This window comes from Chamaesiphon polymorphus CCALA 037 (assembly GCF_003003845.1).
Taxonomy (GTDB): Bacteria; Cyanobacteriota; Cyanobacteriia; order Cyanobacteriales; family Chamaesiphonaceae; genus Chamaesiphon; species Chamaesiphon polymorphus.
The window spans coordinates 1-16,035 of sequence record NZ_PVWO01000083.1 but is presented as its reverse complement, the minus strand read 5'-3'; the positions used below and the strand labels follow the sequence as shown (position 1 = coordinate 16,035).

Annotated in this window: 12 protein-coding genes and 2 tRNA genes; 5 read left to right on the top strand and 9 right to left on the bottom strand. The window is 47.1% G+C overall.

Going from position 1 to position 16,035, the window contains the following annotated elements; translation table 11 throughout:
• Window positions 1–363: 363 nt before the first annotated feature.
• From C7B77_RS08985 to C7B77_RS08975, 3 genes are all read left to right on the top strand, one after another.
• A complete protein-coding gene (locus tag C7B77_RS08985; protein ID WP_106303072.1) occupies window positions 364–1,419 on the top strand; it encodes an agmatinase family protein in 1,056 nt (351 codons plus the stop codon).
• A 324-nt stretch (window positions 1,420–1,743) separates the two neighbouring features.
• Window positions 1,744–2,607 (top strand): hypothetical protein, encoded by an 864-nt coding sequence (locus tag C7B77_RS08980; RefSeq protein WP_146138246.1) that lies wholly within the window; start codon window positions 1,744–1,746, stop codon window positions 2,605–2,607.
• Window positions 2,608–2,676: 69 nt separating this feature from the next.
• Window positions 2,677–5,091: a heavy metal translocating P-type ATPase gene (locus C7B77_RS08975; protein WP_106303067.1), complete on the top strand. Its 2,415-nt coding sequence runs from the start codon at window positions 2,677–2,679 to the stop codon at window positions 5,089–5,091.
• 250 nt (window positions 5,092–5,341) lie between these two features.
• On the opposite strand, the gene C7B77_RS08970 is transcribed toward C7B77_RS08975, so the two are convergent.
• The 8 genes from C7B77_RS08970 to C7B77_RS08940 form a co-directional block, all read right to left on the bottom strand.
• A tRNA-Pro gene (locus tag C7B77_RS08970) sits at window positions 5,342–5,415 on the bottom strand.
• 72 nt (window positions 5,416–5,487) lie between these two features.
• The gene (locus tag C7B77_RS08965) at window positions 5,488–6,726 is read right to left on the bottom strand and encodes a DegT/DnrJ/EryC1/StrS family aminotransferase (protein ID WP_106303064.1); all 1,239 of its coding nucleotides are present in this window, start codon (window positions 6,724–6,726) and stop codon (window positions 5,488–5,490) included.
• Between the two features lie 108 nt (window positions 6,727–6,834).
• Window positions 6,835–8,424: a photosynthetic/respiratory NAD(P)H-quinone oxidoreductase subunit D1 gene (ndhD1, locus tag C7B77_RS08960; protein WP_181243775.1), complete on the bottom strand. Its 1,590-nt coding sequence runs from the start codon at window positions 8,422–8,424 to the stop codon at window positions 6,835–6,837.
• A 477-nt stretch (window positions 8,425–8,901) separates the two neighbouring features.
• Window positions 8,902–8,981 (bottom strand) — tRNA-Leu (locus C7B77_RS08955).
• Window positions 8,960–9,838 carry a M48 family metallopeptidase gene (locus C7B77_RS08950; RefSeq protein WP_106303059.1) on the bottom strand — a complete coding sequence of 293 codons (879 nt, stop codon included), beginning with the start codon at window positions 9,836–9,838 and terminating at the stop codon, window positions 8,960–8,962. Before C7B77_RS08950 ends, C7B77_RS08955 begins: the two co-directional genes overlap by 22 nt.
• Before the next feature lie 72 nt (window positions 9,839–9,910).
• Entirely contained in the window at window positions 9,911–10,063 is a 153-nt protein-coding gene (locus C7B77_RS29800) for a hypothetical protein (RefSeq protein ID WP_181243774.1), read from the bottom strand.
• Entirely contained in the window at window positions 10,053–10,481 is a 429-nt protein-coding gene (locus C7B77_RS08945; RefSeq protein ID WP_106303056.1) for a hypothetical protein, read from the bottom strand. Before C7B77_RS08945 ends, C7B77_RS29800 begins: the two co-directional genes overlap by 11 nt.
• Before the next feature lie 107 nt (window positions 10,482–10,588).
• Entirely contained in the window at window positions 10,589–10,945 is a 357-nt protein-coding gene (locus tag C7B77_RS08940; RefSeq protein WP_106303053.1) for a HesB/IscA family protein, read from the bottom strand.
• A gap of 350 nt (window positions 10,946–11,295) precedes the next feature.
• On the opposite strand from C7B77_RS08940, the gene C7B77_RS08935 reads away from it, so the two are divergent.
• Window positions 11,296–12,921 carry a DUF6930 domain-containing protein gene (locus C7B77_RS08935; RefSeq protein WP_106303050.1) on the top strand — a complete coding sequence of 542 codons (1,626 nt, stop codon included), beginning with the start codon at window positions 11,296–11,298 and terminating at the stop codon, window positions 12,919–12,921.
• 590 nt (window positions 12,922–13,511) lie between these two features.
• The gene (locus tag C7B77_RS08930) at window positions 13,512–15,830 is read left to right on the top strand and encodes a serine/threonine phosphatase (RefSeq protein ID WP_106303047.1); all 2,319 of its coding nucleotides are present in this window, start codon (window positions 13,512–13,514) and stop codon (window positions 15,828–15,830) included.
• Window positions 15,831–15,841: 11 nt separating this feature from the next.
• On the opposite strand, the gene C7B77_RS30695 is transcribed toward C7B77_RS08930, so the two are convergent.
• On the bottom strand, window positions 15,842–16,035 hold a 194-nt coding region (locus C7B77_RS30695; RefSeq protein WP_219892054.1), incomplete at its 5' end, for a hypothetical protein.

Genomic DNA, 16,035 nt, shown 5'->3' with positions numbered 1-16,035 from the left:
TTAAGGTTACAGGCTTGCTCATTGTCAAACTTTAACCCAATTTGACTACCTCTCTCCAAAATGAGCGAACCGTGAGTCATCAAGCAGAGAATTGAAAATTGGGTTGTCATAATGGGGATTTTGAATCCAGCCTAATCACGATCCACCGAGATAGCGGTGGATTGAACCCCTGTTCTTTGTTGATATTACATTTGGATCGGGGAAACCAAACTAAATTTAGACATGAGTGTGGCGATCCGATCGATCGTGGCTCAATTGGCTGGAATATAATGGGAAGAGTACAGGTCGTCTTTAGTTAGGAATAACGCTACAAAGAATTTGAGACGATCGACCCTAATATTCGCATGGCAATCGAACTCAACTATGTCAGAACATCGACCTTCAACTAATCTCGATAACTACGATCCGAGCGATGTCGGTAGAGTCAATGGTAACTTATTTGGCTTGCCATTCGATGAAGAATCGGCCAAGACAATCGTGTTTGGCGTTCCTTGGGAAGTTACTGTTTCTTACAATCCGGGGACAGCAGCAGCACCACAACAGATTCTCGATGCCTCGCCGCAATTAGACTTATATGACTTCGATAACCCTCAAGGGTGGCAAGGTGGGATTTATATGCCACCAGTCGATACAGATTTGCTGGCAAAAAATAACTATTATCGACAACAAGCAGCCTTAATTATCGATCGATTAGAACGCGGTGAATCGCTCAACTCAGAACCAGATCTTACACCCATATTAGCAGAGATAAATCGAGCGGGTGAGGATCTCAATCGCTGGTTATTCGATCGAACTCACGCAGCAATTAACAAAGGCAAAAAAGTCGGCGTCATCGGTGGCGATCATAGTGTGCCTTTGGGCTATCTGCAAGCTTTAGCAACTCATTATACTGATTTTGGGATCTTACATATCGACGCGCATTCAGATCTCCGCGATGCTTATGAAGGCTTCGAGTTTTCTCATGCTTCGATTATGTTTAACGCACTCAAAATACCGCAGATTTCTAAATTAGTGCAAGTCGGAATTCGGGATGTTTCTAAAGTAGAAATAGATACGATCGAGCGATCGCAAGGACGCGCGATCGCTTATTATGATTCTCTCATCAAACAACAGCTCTATTCTGGTGCTACTTGGATGAGCATTTGCCAAGAAGCGATCGCCCATTTACCAGCCAAAGTTTATATTAGTTTCGATGCCGATGGACTCGATCCCAAACTCTGTCCGAATACGGGTACTCCCGTCCCTGGCGGCTTAGAATTAGAGCAAGCTTTTTGCTTATGTCGCGAGGTGATTCGTAGCGGTAGAGAGATTATTGGCTTCGATTTGTGCGAAGTCGGAAATGCCGAATGGGATGGTAATGTGGGGGCGAGAATCGTTTATAAATTAATTAATTTGATGAATTTTATAGATCGATCGTAGATGCTGGTTAGGGAGGGCGGGTTTGTTCGACATCAGACAGTAAAATCGATATTAACTAGCATAAACCCGCCCCTACAAACCCGTGAAATTACATAATATTTAGCACATTCATATTCATAACCTGTAGGGGCGGGTTTATACTAGAGATTTTCGCCTATTACCACAGGATTTAAACAAACCCGCCCTCCCCCACTAGCATATCTTAAATGTGTTCTGTATTGTTTTAATGAAATCGATCGAAATAACAACATTCAATTTGTCAGATCTGATGAGATTGTGGGCATAATAAGACTGGATTTTTGAGGTGACTCGATCGAGCCTGCAATGACTATGGAGACAGATAAATCTCAGCTATCGCTAACTTTATTATTTGAGTTTTTACCAGTCATCGATCCGCAACAATTAATAAAAAATATTGCCTCGATCGAATCTGTAGATACAGAGATAGTGGTCGATGTCACGATTCAATTATCAAATTATTTATGTGCCTCGATCGAATTTGAATATCATCGATTGAAATTGACTGGGTTTCCCGTACCTGTACCTACACATCTGCGAGACATGACAATCGGTTTCTCCGATCTATCGCCATCAGACAAAGCAGCACTAGACGCACATAAATCTTATATTATTTGCGATTATGAAGGCGACGATCCGAGTGTGGTAGAGCAATTAATTTCTCTATATAAAGCTGCGGATGGTGTTCGCGATCGAGGATTGCTGGGCGTTTTAGATGTGGGTGCTTGGAGTTGTAAGACTCCCAAGATGGTGCAAGATATGCTTTCTAAGAAAATATTGCGATCTGCTAGAAATTCAAAACCAATGTATCTGGCTACAAGCTTGGTGAAGATACCTAAAAGCGATGGAAAGATTTGGTTCTGCACGAAGGGCTTTCATCGATTTAGCAGTCCAGAATATGCCTATTTAGGCACGGCATCTGAAGAAGAGTTTATTTATGACATTTTTGAAGGATTTTTCGATCTCGTCAATTATGTTCGAGAAATAGAATTTGATGGACATCAAGTTGTTTTTGGAGATGACGACGGCACTGTCACTACTCAATTGGACATTGGAAAAGTTTACGAGTATTTTGATTATTTAAATAGTCTATCAGGTGTATATGTCCTCAAAAAAGTGCCGATAGATCCATCATTGGAGGAAAGTCTTCAGTCTAATAACCTCTCATAGTCATCTTGAGCGTTAGGGCAGATTTTCTTTGAAAGTTGTAGATTAAGAGTGGAAATCTTAATTCCCCGTATGCTCGAAAGTACTTCAACTCCAGATACCATCACCGAAACACCCACAACAACGATCGTCCTCGATGTCGCAGGGATGAAATGTTCTGGGTGCGTAAGTGCTGTCGAAAAGCACCTCCTCAACCACGCAGGCGTAGAATCCGCTTGTGTCAATCTGCTGACTGGTGTAGCCGCAATCTCTACAGCCGCAACCACCGTCACAGCCAGCGAACTTGCCGCGAAACTCACCGCTAGTGGTTTTCCCGCGCAGCCGCGCACCGTTGCCGAGTCAACCGATCGCGCCATTAGACTGCAACAGAGGCAAGATAAATACGCCCAAGAATCCAAACAACTGCTGTGGCAGTTAATTACCGCTGGCGTTCTCCTAGTATTATCAGCCGTCGGACATTTTACCCAACCTACCACTCACCTGCATCACGGTAGCGCGGTACTCAGTAACTTTTGGTGGCATTGGGGTTTAGCCACACTCGCGATCGCATTTCCAGGTAGATCGATCCTTGTGGATGGCTGGCGGAGCTTGTGGCATGGTAATCCCAATATGAATACCCTAGTGGGTTTGGGGGTAATTACCTCTTACACAGCCAGCGTCGTCGCCCTGCTACTGCCGAGCTTGGGCTGGGAATGCTTCTTTGAAGAACCCGTGATGATTATTGGGTTTATTACCTTGGGGCGCACCTTAGAACAACAGGCAAAACATCGCGCGGCAACTGCGTTCGATCGATTATTATCGCTGCAACCGACATTTGCGCGCTTGGTGAGTGCCAATCCCGATCGTCCCCAATCCATCGAAATCCCTGTAGAACAGGTCAAAGTCGGCGAATATTTGCGAGTACTCCCAGGCGAAAAGATCCCTGCTGACGGGGCGATTCGATGGGGACAGACGACGATCGATGAGTCGCTAATTACGGGCGAATCAATTCCGCTCGTCAAACAAGCGGGCGATCTAGTCATCGCGGGGACGGTAAATCAATCTGGGGCAATTTCGATCGAAGTGACGCGCACGGGCGACGATACGACCCTCTCGCAAATTATCGCTCTGGTAGAAGCCGCTCAAACTCGCAAGGCTCCAGTGCAGAAGTTAGCCGATACCGTTGCTGGCTATTTTACTTACGGCGTATTGGCAATCGCGATTTTAACTGGGCTATTTTGGTATTTTATCGGCATTCATAACCCCAATCTAATGCCGCCAGTTTCAACTCTCGCGCCGCTCAAAGCCGCGATCTCCGTGATGGTGGTAGCGTGTCCGTGTGCTTTAGGTTTGGCGACGCCGACGGCAATTTTAGTCGGTACGGGGATTGGAGCCGAAGCAGGACTATTAATTAAAGGTGGCGATGTCTTAGAAGCAGTGCAACAGTTAGATACTGTGGTATTCGACAAAACAGGGACATTGACTCTGGGTAAGCCCCAAGTTACAGATATTTTTACTACCGATGCGATAAGCGAGACAGAATTATTGCGGCTGGCGGCGGCGGCGGAAAGTGTTACCAATCATCCGCTAGCGGTAGCAATTCAACAGGAAGCCGCACGACGGAAACTCATCTTACCCAACGTACTTGAAGCACATACTGAGGCTGGATTGGGGGTAGCCGCACGGTTGCTAACAGATGGCTTAGAAGTGCAGGCGATCGTTGGCAATCAACCCTGGTTAACCGCGCGCGGAATCGAAATCGGCGTGGATTTGCAAGCGGTAGCCGATAAGCTGACACTTACGGGTAAAACCGTGATGTATGTAGCGATCGCTCCAGCAACAGAGCTAAAATTAACCAATCCCACGATCGGTTTAATTGGTGTCACCGATCGATTGCGCTCTGATGCGATCGAGACAGTCAAACAGTTGCAAGAACTCGGTTTGCGGGTAGTTTTACTTACGGGCGACAGAAAACCAGTTGCCGAACTCATCGCCGCCGAATTAGGCATCACCGATATTTATTCTGAAGTCCTCCCTCAAGATAAAGCCCGAATCGTCAAATCGTTACAAACACGCAGCACTGAAGGTAAGCAAATTGAGTCCAGTCAATCTCCAATTCCCAATCGAGTAGCAATGGTTGGCGATGGCATTAACGATGCACCAGCCCTAGCTCAAGCAGATCTAGGCATCGCCCTCAATGCTGGTACCGATGTCGCGATCGATGTTGCCGATATTATCTTGATGCGCGATCGATTATTAGATGTCGTTTACGCGATCGAATTATCCCAAGCAACTCTCACCAAGATTCGTCAAAATCTCTTCTGGGCGGCAATTTACAACCTCATCGGCATTCCCTCCGCCGCAGGGGTGCTGTATTGGTTCGGCTGGAGTACGATGCTCAGTCCCTCTGTCGCTGGTGCATTGATGGCATTGAGTTCGGTAAGTGTGGTGACAAATTCACTGTTACTGAAATTAAACCAAAGGCGAGTCTCGGACAAATCGTGTTAGCGTTAGTTCGATCGGGAGTAATCTTCATCTGTCCGAACGTGTTACTCGATCGCTGGTTGAGATGGAATTCCAAATAAATATCCAATTGAGACATTCGATCGTGACTTTCACAGGGTTAAAAATGGGGGTAAAACTGTCGTGTCTGAGCACCCCTTACCACCCTTTCATTGTCAATAGGATAACGAAAAAAGCTCGGCCAAAGTCGCCCTGACCTTGCCGAAACCCTTTTCTAGTATTGTTTTCCCCTTAATCGGGATGAGAGGATTTGAACCTCCGACCCCTGCTTCCCGAAAGCAGTGCGCTACCAAGCTGCGCTACATCCCGACGATTGCATAGGTATAGTATTATAACATGAAAATATGGTAATTAGGTCTAATCACTCAAAATTGTTGACATTTAAATGAGTCGATCGATCTCATCGCAAGCTGAATCCGTTGAAGCGTTCTCAATCTTACCATTTTCTGCAACAGAGATCGATCGGGCGAGACGATAGATCTCTGTTGCTGGGAGTGCAGGGGAAATCGGTAAATAAAGTACGCTATTTATCAATCGTTCGGCCTGACTTGTGCCCGATCCGATCGGTTTTAAACTGGTCGCTCCCATGGTGGGGTCGAAACCTGACGCTCTGAGTCTGTGCATTAACAATTGTGGATTTTCAGTCATAATCGGTACTACCCAGTATGAATGTTGGGTGGCTTTGTTTCCTGGATGTAAATTCGATCGATCCAATAAATTCAAAAAGTTTCGAGCGGCTTGTTGTCGTCGATCGAATCGCGAAAGATCGAGATATTCAAATCTACGCTGCAAAAGTCGGAGCATTCCTGTCGGTGGACGATAGCGCAGTTGAGACTGAATATCTCCAGAGCTAAAGCCTCGTGTTAAAGAACCGATCGAACTATCTAAATCTATGTTGAGACACTTTAGACAAGCAAGCAAAATCCCAAATATTTGCGGAATAGAAAGAAACTTTAAACAAAGATACTTAAGCGTTCTGTTTGCAAACCATAGTTCGCTTTTGAGAGGATAGTGGCTCTCGATATTCTGCATTTTCTGGGCTAAATCTTTATCCCGCACCAGGGTAACAGCACCACCTAGAGCAGTACAAGATTTAATCGGGCCGAAGCTAAACAAGCTAAGATCGGCATCGGGATGTCCGAGATATCGCCAGCCGTCAAAAGCCTGAGCGCAATCTTCCACTAGCAAAATATTGTTACTTTTGCATAAGTCTACATAGGGAGCGAGATCGACAATCGATCCAAATAAATGTGCGATTACCAAAATCCGACTTTGGGGAGAAATCGATCGCTCCAGCAGTTCGACTGAAGGTGCGAGTGTTGGCAGATCGATGTCGATGGATAGGGGAATGCAATCGTGCTGTTTCACGATCTCTTCCATGTGCGTAATATTAACCGCGCTCATCATAATCTCTGAGCCAGCAGGTAATTTTAGCGATTGTAGCAATAAGTCGAAAGATGTTCTCACGCACAGCGAAACCAAAATTTCTTTAGAGGTATGCCAATAAGATTGAATCGAGGCAATTATCGTCTTTCGATCGACAAACAGGAAGCGAGAAAGTAGGCTAAAACTCAAATCCTTAAATGTGATATCTAATTCGAGTCTTGGATATACTTTCATCAGCCGATTGCCATTACTAAACTGCTACAAATAGTATATTAAAAAAGCTCCCATCTAATGGGAGCTTTCTGTTCCAGATATCGCTAAGGCTTTGAACGGGAATAGCTATTAACTGTTAACAGTTTTAGCGATTTTTGGAGCTTGTTGAAACTTGCCGATCGCAACTGGATTAGACTGTTTGTGCGCGATCGAGGGTACGGAGTCCCGCAGATGTGCCGTCATCGCAGTAGTAGTCGAATCATAAATCTGAGTCAAGAGTTTGGGATAGAAACCTACGCCAATAATCGGAACTAACAGACAAGCAATAATAAACACTTCTTTGGGTTCGGCATCGACTAACTCCTCATGTTCGACTAACTCTTTATTCTCGGCACCGTAGAAGATTTCCCGGAGCATAGAGAGGAGATAAATCGGGGTGAGGATTACGCCGACTGCTGCAATCAGCGTCATGATGACTTTAAACTGGAGATTGTAGGCATCGCTGGTAGCAAAGCCGACAAATACCATGAGTTCGGCTACAAAGCCGCTCATCCCTGGTAGTGCCAGGGATGCCATCGAACAGACAGTAAACATGGCAAAAATCTTCTTCATCTTTTGACCGACACCGCCCATCTCATCTAGCATCAGCGTATGAGTGCGATCGTATGTCGAACCTACCAAGAAGAATAAACTCGCGCCGATTAAGCCGTGGGAAACCATTTGTAAGAGTGCGCCACTCAAACCCAAGTCGGTGAAAGAGGCAATCCCAATCAAGACAAATCCCATGTGCGAAATTGACGAGTAGGCAATCTTCCGTTTGAGATTTCGCTGGGCGAATGATGTCAGTGCGGCATAAACAATATTTACTACTCCCAACACGATTAAGACAGGCGCAAAAGTAGCGTGCGCGTCGGGTAACATGCCTGCATTCATCCGAATCAGGGCATAGCCACCCATCTTCAGTAGAATTCCCGCCAATAACATGTGGACGGGTGCAGTCGCCTCACCATGAGCGTCCGGGAGCCAAGTATGCAGAGGAATGATGGGTAGTTTCACGCCATAGGCAATCAGCAAGCCTGCATACATGAAGAGCTGGAATTTGAGAGTATAATCCTTGGCTGCCAATGTCTGCATATCAAAGCTGATGGTATCGCCATAAAAGCCCATCGCTAAGGCCGCAACCAGGATAAATAAGGAGCCTCCAGCCGTGTAAAGGATAAATTTAGTTGAAGCATACAATCGCTTCTTCCCGCCCCAAATTGCGAGGAATAGATACACGGGAATCAATTCGAGTTCCCAGACTAGGAAAAATAGCAGCATATCCTGAACGGCAAAGACTGCAATCTGTCCGCCGTACATGAGCAACATCAAAAAGTAAAAAAGTTTGGGTTTGAAGGTCACAGGCCAAGCTGCTAAAATGGCCAGCGTCGTAATAAAACCCGTTAATATTACCAAGGGCATGGATAGACCATCGACCCCAACCGACCATCGTAAGTCTAGCTGAGGGATCCAGGTATAACTCTCGACTAATTGCAATCGATCGCTATGGATGTCATAGTTATTGGCAAAGGTATAGACCATCAGCGCAAAATCGATCAGTCCCACGATGAGCGCATACCAGCGAACCGTCCGCCCATCTTTATCTGGGAGGATGGGCACTACTAAGGAAGCAAGAATGGGAAATAAAATAATTGCGGTAAGCCAAGGAAAGCTAGTCATAGGCATTTAAAATCGGGATGTGCCCAATAGATTAGTTAATATATTTTGTGACTGAGGGGGGCGATCTAACCTCTGTCGGATGAGATAGGCAAGCGTCCGCTCTCGGCAAACACCAACGCATAGTGGCGGCGGTGGTGAGACAACCATCTAATAGAGGGTGGTCTTGACAGGTCTAAAATCTAAAGGACGATCGTAATTTGCAAACATAACGCAAGCGTCAGGGTAGTCTCTCCTATAACAATTACGATGGCGATCGGTCGATCGAATCTAAGGCTAGTAGCTACTGTGACGCTTTGCCTATAGCTGTTGGACATTAGCAACCACACCTCTTTGATACTATAGGCGATCCCCAGATTGCGGGACGGGGATCTAATAATTCCTTAATATCTAAACCTTTTACACACAAAGAAACCCGACTTCTTTAAAGAAGTCGGGTTTCTTTGATGCTCGATGGGAATTAAATCGAGATTTAAGCTATGGGCAGCGTCGGACTCGAACCGACACGCTTTCGCGGATGATTTTGAGTCAACTGCGTCTACCAATTCCGCCAGCCGCCCGAATTTGTAGCTTGCTTATCATAACGCATAGTAGGGTTATTTAGCAAGGACTGATAATTATCAGTTTGCGACCACAGATCGATTTCCTTGGCACGTAAGACGGGGACTGGGTGAGAGAGCTGTTCGGTTTGGGCGACTGCTAGCATTTTGCCAAAATTAGTAGTCTCGATCGCTTCGTAGGCGCGAGCCTGATCGAGAAAGGCATCGACATTGAGCAGTGGTGCGAGAATTGGCGAACCGCCAGAGAGTTTCATTAAGACGGAAATAACCGTTTTGGGATCTTGGCTGACGAGTAGAGCCGCTCTGTCGCAACTGAATTCGGCACAGCGCAACCATTGTAGCATTTGCGCTTGGAGATTTTGGGCGATCGCGTTACCGATACCAGGCACTAAACCACTGGTGGCGAGGACGATGATATTTGCCAGCGTCAGGTAGACGCCGTGTTCGCATTTGAGATGCCCCAATTCGTGCGCGATGACGGCTTGGAGTTCTGCGGGGGTAAGTAAATCGACTAAGGAAGTATGGACTACAATAAAGGGTTTTTTGCCCCGCATCGCCATCGTGTAAGCATTAGGCGCGGGATTTTGTTTGAGATAAAGTTGGGGAACTTCTAAGTCGAGGATCTGACAAGCTTCGACGAGTAATTTATGAATGTCAGGTAGTTGTTTTTCGCTGATGAGGACGCTGGCGGCAATATTATTAAGATATAAAAAGTCTTCGCTCATGCCACCTAATAAGTTCCGTAGTAGCAGATCCAATCCACGGAGTCGGCGGAGGTTAGTAGTTGCTTCTAAGTCTAGGGGATGACGGAATCGATCGGCTTGTAGACCGATTAATTGAGTTTTAGTGGGTAACATGTGTGGTTTGCCAGAGTGAGGTATCTAGAAAGCGAGCGGAGATAATGCGATCGCCACACCCGATCGTTACAATTAGCTAGACTGCAACGATCGCCAATAACACCGCTCGTGGGGCGAGAGATCGGAAATATATTGTGGCTGAGTGCGACGCCAGCGCATTGCCGCACGCATATTTTCAAAACACGCAACCAGCCCTGAAATCGGCAGCGAAATTTTAGTCTTCAAATATCAACTTTTCGATGCGCTTGAGACTTGCCCAATCGGGTTTGCGGGTAAACCCATCTTGGAAATTTGACACCACTTGTTCGCGGACTTCTGGTGCGGCTTCGACGAGGTTTTTGGCCATTTCAATATGTTCGCGCACACCAGACTGCTTGACTTCGAGCATAGCAGCGGCAAGGTTGATCCGGGTTTGAGCGTCGAAGGGGTCGATTTTCATCGATTTTTGAGCAGCTTTGAGTGCCAGTTGTGGCTTATTTTCGAGTAAGTACAACCAAGCTAAACAAGTCCAGGCACTATCTAATTTTGGCGATCGATTGCAAATATCGATGAATACTGGAATTAGTTTGGCGGGACTTTCGCCAGCTTGATAGTCTTTGATTGCCTTATCGAATAATTCGGCAGGAGCTAAGGTTTCAGCCATGAGAGTTGGGAGTTGGGAGTTGGGAGTTGGAAGCGGGGAATTGGGAGTTGAGGGTTAAGTTGCGAGCATCTCTAGTCTGCGAACTCCAGCCTCCCAACTCCCAACTTTTATACTGCAAAAGACTTACCACAACCACAACTCTGCGCTGCATTGGGGTTGGTGAATTGAAAACCACCGCCGATCATCGCGTCGCTGTAGTCGAGGACGAGTCCATAGACATATAACATACTCTTGCGATCGCAGACTAGTTTAAAACCACCATAGTCACAAATTTCATCATCTTCCCGAATTTGACTGGGATCTTCAAAATCCATCACGTAGGACATGCCCGAGCAGCCACCTTGACGGACGCCAACGCGCAGGCATAGATCTTTACCTTGTTTTTCTCGCAATGCTAGTACGTGCTGGAGCGCATTGTCGGTCATTTGGATGCTGGGCTTTTTGGGTGTAATTACTTCAGTCATGGTTTTTGATTAACTCCTTAACGAACGCGCGATCGCAAAATTCTAAGATCCAAATAAACTTAAACCTAAATCTATGTTAACTTCTCTGACCCGATCGGTGCTGACTGTAAATTAGCGAATAAAATCGGAATGACGGATGCTCTAAAATTAGACTAGCTAATATAGTATTCCAAATTTTCCAGGGTATGACACCCACAGTCAGTTGTGAATTGCACGGGTGGCATTCGCTGGCTCGATCGAACCGCGATCTTCTCTCGCTTTAGGGTTATGGCACTCCATGAGTCGTCCGATCTCTGGGCGCGCGATCGATCTTTTTTGCTTACGCTAAGGTTTTCAGGTGCAATTTGCTTATGACGGCGATTAGTCCTTCCACTCAACGACGACTCAAACAACTCCCTCAAGTTCCTAGCGTGTGGGAGGGAGACAGACGATATGTAGCGCAGTTGGTTGAAGATGCGGAGTTAGAAGATAACGACAGACGCGAACTGATCGTATGGGTTGATGGGGTCGAATGCGTAGTGCGATCGATGAAAGTTGTCAATTCGACAATGGGTACCGAAGCAGTTGTCAGAGCACTGCTCGAGGCGATGGAGGCACCACAAGCTCCCTCGCAGCCAGCGCGTCCCCAAAAAATTATCGTGTGCGATCGCCAGTTGCAATTTTACCTCCGGGGAGTACTGCAAGACTTGGATATCGTCGTCGAATACGTCCCCGAACTGCCGATTGTCGATGAGTTATTCAATCGCTTTAGCGAAATGGCTGGGGCGCGCGCGCCCAAGTTACCGCGTAAATATCTCGATCTGCTCAAAGCCACCGCTCGCGAACTTTGGGATTTGGCTCCCTGGGCGATGTTAGCCGACTATGAAGCGATCTCGATCGAATTAAATCAGTGGGATATCGAGAAATTTTATGTCTCGGTGATGGGAATGCTCGGCATGGAATACGGCGTGTTGCTCTATCGATCGGTCGAGTCGCTGCAACGGTTTCGGGCGATGGCTCTGAGTGAAGATGAATCAGGGCAAATGGAGTCAGCTTTTCTCTCGCAAGATTGTATTTTTGTGACTTTTGATGCGATCGCGCCAGATGCAACGATCGATTTGGGCGAACTTTCAGCCACAGAGATCGAGCCGAGCTTTGGAAATATTCATCCCATGGAGGGTATGCGCCCCTTCTTGTATGAGGAAGAAGCGATCGCCACATATATAGCCCTAGTCGCACTGGGGCAGTTTGTAGCGGCATTCAGGCAGCAGCTCCAAGCCGACGATCTGCCTAGGCTGAGCAAAACGATCCAGGTGCCACCGCCCGATCTATCGCCAGCAATACTGCCGCTCCAGGGACAATCGCTCCCAGTGAAGGTCGAGACCTTGCCGGAATTATCCCAAGAATTGCTCAAGATGCATCTGGCGATGGATGAAGGCGATGAGTTCGATCCCTTGGAGCTACAAATTCGCGAAGATTTAATTCCCGACAACTCTTTTATTAGTTTGGGCATGATGCCTTGGGATCGAGTCGAAACCATCCGCCGCTCGGCTAGCTACCATCAGACGAGTGAAGTCAAGCCAGCCGGGGAAGGATTGCCAATTATCTCGATCCAAACAACACGTCCCAAAGCGCGCGAGATTATCGAACGGATTCAGCAAGCGGGCGGGTTACAGGGCATTTGTTTCAATCCCGGCGAAGATCCGATCTCTGGGGATAGTTTCGACTTGGGAATCCTCCAACTAGCCGATGGCGAAATGCAGCTATTTGGCGAATTTTATAATGAGAGTGCGGTGCATATCGAAGCGCGGAAAAAGTGGAATCAACGCAGCAAGACAACTAAGGGTTATTGCGGACTACTCGTCGCTCAAGGCTTGACGGGTAAAGCGCGCGGCAATCCAGGCATTCGGGAAACGATCGCCTTTCTGGAAACCAAGTCTCTATCTAATGACGATCTGGGATTAGGAACGCTACAATTAACACCTCATTTTGAGTAGAGAGTAGAGGGTCGCGATCCGCCATCCTCCAACTTCACCAATAACTCCTAACTAGCAACTTAGGTCATTAGTAAGTTTTGAGGCTGCTCAGAGCGGCGATTCTGCACGGCAGACGCTACGAGATCCGGTGCTGGGGCAAGATTTAATAAACTTAAGATTCCGATCGGATTTTAGCTCTACGGCGCGCGGATGGGGCAAACAGCAGGGATAGAGACGCTCTGTGCGATGGTAGGCGTCAATCTGTATACATTTGGCCGCGCGGGAGCCGACAACGATCGATATAATAACCAACAGGTTGTGAATTCGATCGACTTAAATGGGAAATATAGATACTAGAGCATTTATTTTATTTGGATTACATCAATCCGCGACTGACACATGGCAAACTATATTTAATCCCACGTAGATTTGGGTTGGCCATGACTGTAGCTAGTTGAGGAATTGTTGGGATATGGGAAACTCTTCATTGTGATGGAAGTGCTTAGATCCAACCCTATGAAAACCGCTCGCTCCATAGTAATTTCAACTCAAACCGCACCTGCGAGGCTGCTTTCCCATCTACCTGAATCGCTCTGTTGTCATCTATCTCTATGCTTATTTGTCCCTACTGTCATTCAGTAAATCCGCAGCACCACAATTTTTGTCATGATTGTGGTCGATCGCTCAAGCACTATGCGTGTAAAAGTTGTGGCAACAATGTAGAATTTGATGCGGAAAGTTGCCCTCAGTGTCAAACAACCAGCGGTACTTACTGGTGGGCGATTATCGAGCCAACTGTAGATGAGACGCTTCTCTCGCCCGTTGGGACGCTCGGCGAACAGAATGGCTCTGCCAACGAGCTGCCCAAAACTCACGATTTTTCTGTAGCAGGAGTTAGAGCCAATGAAGCGGATCCAGTCCGCAGCGATAGTGAAGAGATATTCCCGCTCTCCGGAGCTAGAGCAGCCAGCACTAGCTATCTAGACAGCGAACTATACCCCAATCCTTGGGATCCTCCCGCCACCAATAACGTAACGCTCATCCAGCCAACGGTTCCTGCTGCACCTGCGAACGATCTCGTCGATAGTTTAGCTGCGCCGCTACCCATTAGCGAAGATTTAGCGATTAGTCCTTGGGATACGACCGATTCAAAACCAGTCCCCAGCATCAATAATGGCGTGTCGGCTGCGATCCCGTCAATAGATGAAGATCCCGCCACCGACACTCCTGGCACCAACACTCAGCCACTGGTGCCGACAACCTATCTCGATCCTCAATGTCAATATAGATTGCTCGATCCGGTAGTCATTCAGCTCTTAAAACCGAGTGATTTCAGTCAAGTCCGCGTAATCGATCGTCAACCTTTCTGTAATTCCCTGTTGGAGATATTGATGGAGCAAGAACCCGTCACCATAGATAGTATGACTGCTGATGCTGCCAACCAAACATCAGACGATGGAGCGATTGTCCCAATTGCCACGCGCGCGCCAGAAATATACCGCCAATGGCAATTTTGGAATAGCCATGGCATTCCCAAGATCGCTCAAGCATACATCGCGCTGCAAGTCAGCTTGCCCGGTACGATCCCCGCGATCCGAGATAGTTGGAAGAATGATGGCAAAACAGTAACAATCGTCGAAGATCGCACGACTTGGCCGCAATTGATCGATAGTTGGAACGAACCACACATTCCCTCTTCGCAACGGATCTACTGGCTCGATTCCACGCTCAAACTGTGGGTAGCTCTCGAACCCTGGCAAATGCGCCAAAGTTTATTAGAAGTTGCCAATTTGCTGCTGGATGAAGATGGTAGGATTTGCTTTGCACGGCTGTACCCAGATCCGACAGATCGTCAACTCCAGCTTGCAGATCTGGCGCAGATGTGGAAAGTGTTATTCGATCGATTCAACCTAGCCGAAGCAAATCAGTTACATTCATTGTCGCTGGTAAATTTGTTACAGGCAATTCACAGTGGTGAAGTCGAACGCATCGAAGAAGTTAGAGCCAGACTTCAGCAAATTGCTTACGAACTAGAACCCAAACAACTCAGCGCGCCGCTCCAACCCCCCAGTTCCGCAGATTTAAGTTCTCCGCAGGACGCGCCGACAATGGCTCTAGCTCGGAATTTACTAGATTTAGAACAAGCGGCGGCTACTCATACAGGCAAAAAACGCGACCACAATGAAGATTGTTTTGGGGTTGTCAGCCGGATCGATCGGCAAGACACTCCCAAAGGTCAAACTATCTCTGCCAGAGGTTTATATATTCTCTGCGATGGCATGGGCGGACATGCTGGCGGCGAAATCGCCAGCTCCATGACTGTAGATATCCTCAGAAATTATTTTGCAACCCATTGGCATGATGATATTCTTCCCGACGAGCTAACGATTCGGGCCGGAATCGTGGCAGCAAATGAAGCTGTATTTGAAATCAATCAAAAAAATGCCGCCCAGGGTAGTGGCAGAATGGGTACGACACTCGTGTTGGTGCTGGTTCAAGATCGCAATATTGCCGTCGCCCATGTCGGTGATTCCCGCTGTTATGGCATTACTCCCACTCAAGGGTTGATCCAGCTTACCCTCGATCATGAAGTCGGACAACAACAAATTTTGCGCGGTGTCGATCCCGATATTGCCTACGGTCGTCCCGATTCTTATCAATTAACTCAGGCGATCGGGCCTAGAGATCGCAATTATATCGCGCCCGATATTAGATTTTTTGAACTGCAAGAAGATACATTAATTGTCTTGGCTTCGGATGGTTTGACCGATAATCAATTACTCGAAAATTACTGGTTGACAAATGTTGCACCACTGTTATCGGCTAATTCTAATCTCCAAGATGGAGTCGATCGATTGATTGATTTTGCGAATGAATATAACGGTCACGATAATATTACCGCACTAGTCGTTCGGGCTAAGTTAGGTTAGGGTTATCGCTTTTATTGCTCGCATATTAGCTCTTTTGAAGGCGGGGAGCGGGGAGCGATTCGCGCTCGTCGGGTTTCCCGACGGGTTAGCGAATCAAGACAGCGGGGAGCGGGGATAAGATCGGTACAGTGAACTACCCCGCCCTGCACAATCGCGCTTACGCGCTCATGTGCGAGGACGGAGCTTCCGACTTCGAGGGCGACCG

What these genes read in the sequence shown, in the direction of transcription:
- C7B77_RS08985 (WP_106303072.1), top strand. Translation starts at nt 364, where the DNA reads ATGTCAGAACATCGACCTTCAACTAATCTCGATAACTACGATCCGAGC.
- C7B77_RS08980 (WP_146138246.1), top strand. Translation starts at nt 1,744, where the DNA reads ATGACTATGGAGACAGATAAATCTCAGCTATCGCTAACTTTATTATTT.
- C7B77_RS08975 (WP_106303067.1), top strand. Translation starts at nt 2,677, where the DNA reads ATGCTCGAAAGTACTTCAACTCCAGATACCATCACCGAAACACCCACA.
- C7B77_RS08965 (WP_106303064.1), bottom strand. Translation starts at nt 6,726, where the DNA reads ATGAAAGTATATCCAAGACTCGAATTAGATATCACATTTAAGGATTTG.
- ndhD1 (WP_181243775.1), bottom strand. Translation starts at nt 8,424, where the DNA reads ATGACTAGCTTTCCTTGGCTTACCGCAATTATTTTATTTCCCATTCTT.
- C7B77_RS08950 (WP_106303059.1), bottom strand. Translation starts at nt 9,838, where the DNA reads ATGTTACCCACTAAAACTCAATTAATCGGTCTACAAGCCGATCGATTC.
- C7B77_RS08945 (WP_106303056.1), bottom strand. Translation starts at nt 10,481, where the DNA reads ATGGCTGAAACCTTAGCTCCTGCCGAATTATTCGATAAGGCAATCAAA.
- C7B77_RS08940 (WP_106303053.1), bottom strand. Translation starts at nt 10,945, where the DNA reads ATGACTGAAGTAATTACACCCAAAAAGCCCAGCATCCAAATGACCGAC.
- C7B77_RS08935 (WP_106303050.1), top strand. Translation starts at nt 11,296, where the DNA reads ATGACGGCGATTAGTCCTTCCACTCAACGACGACTCAAACAACTCCCT.
- C7B77_RS08930 (WP_106303047.1), top strand. Translation starts at nt 13,512, where the DNA reads ATGCTTATTTGTCCCTACTGTCATTCAGTAAATCCGCAGCACCACAAT.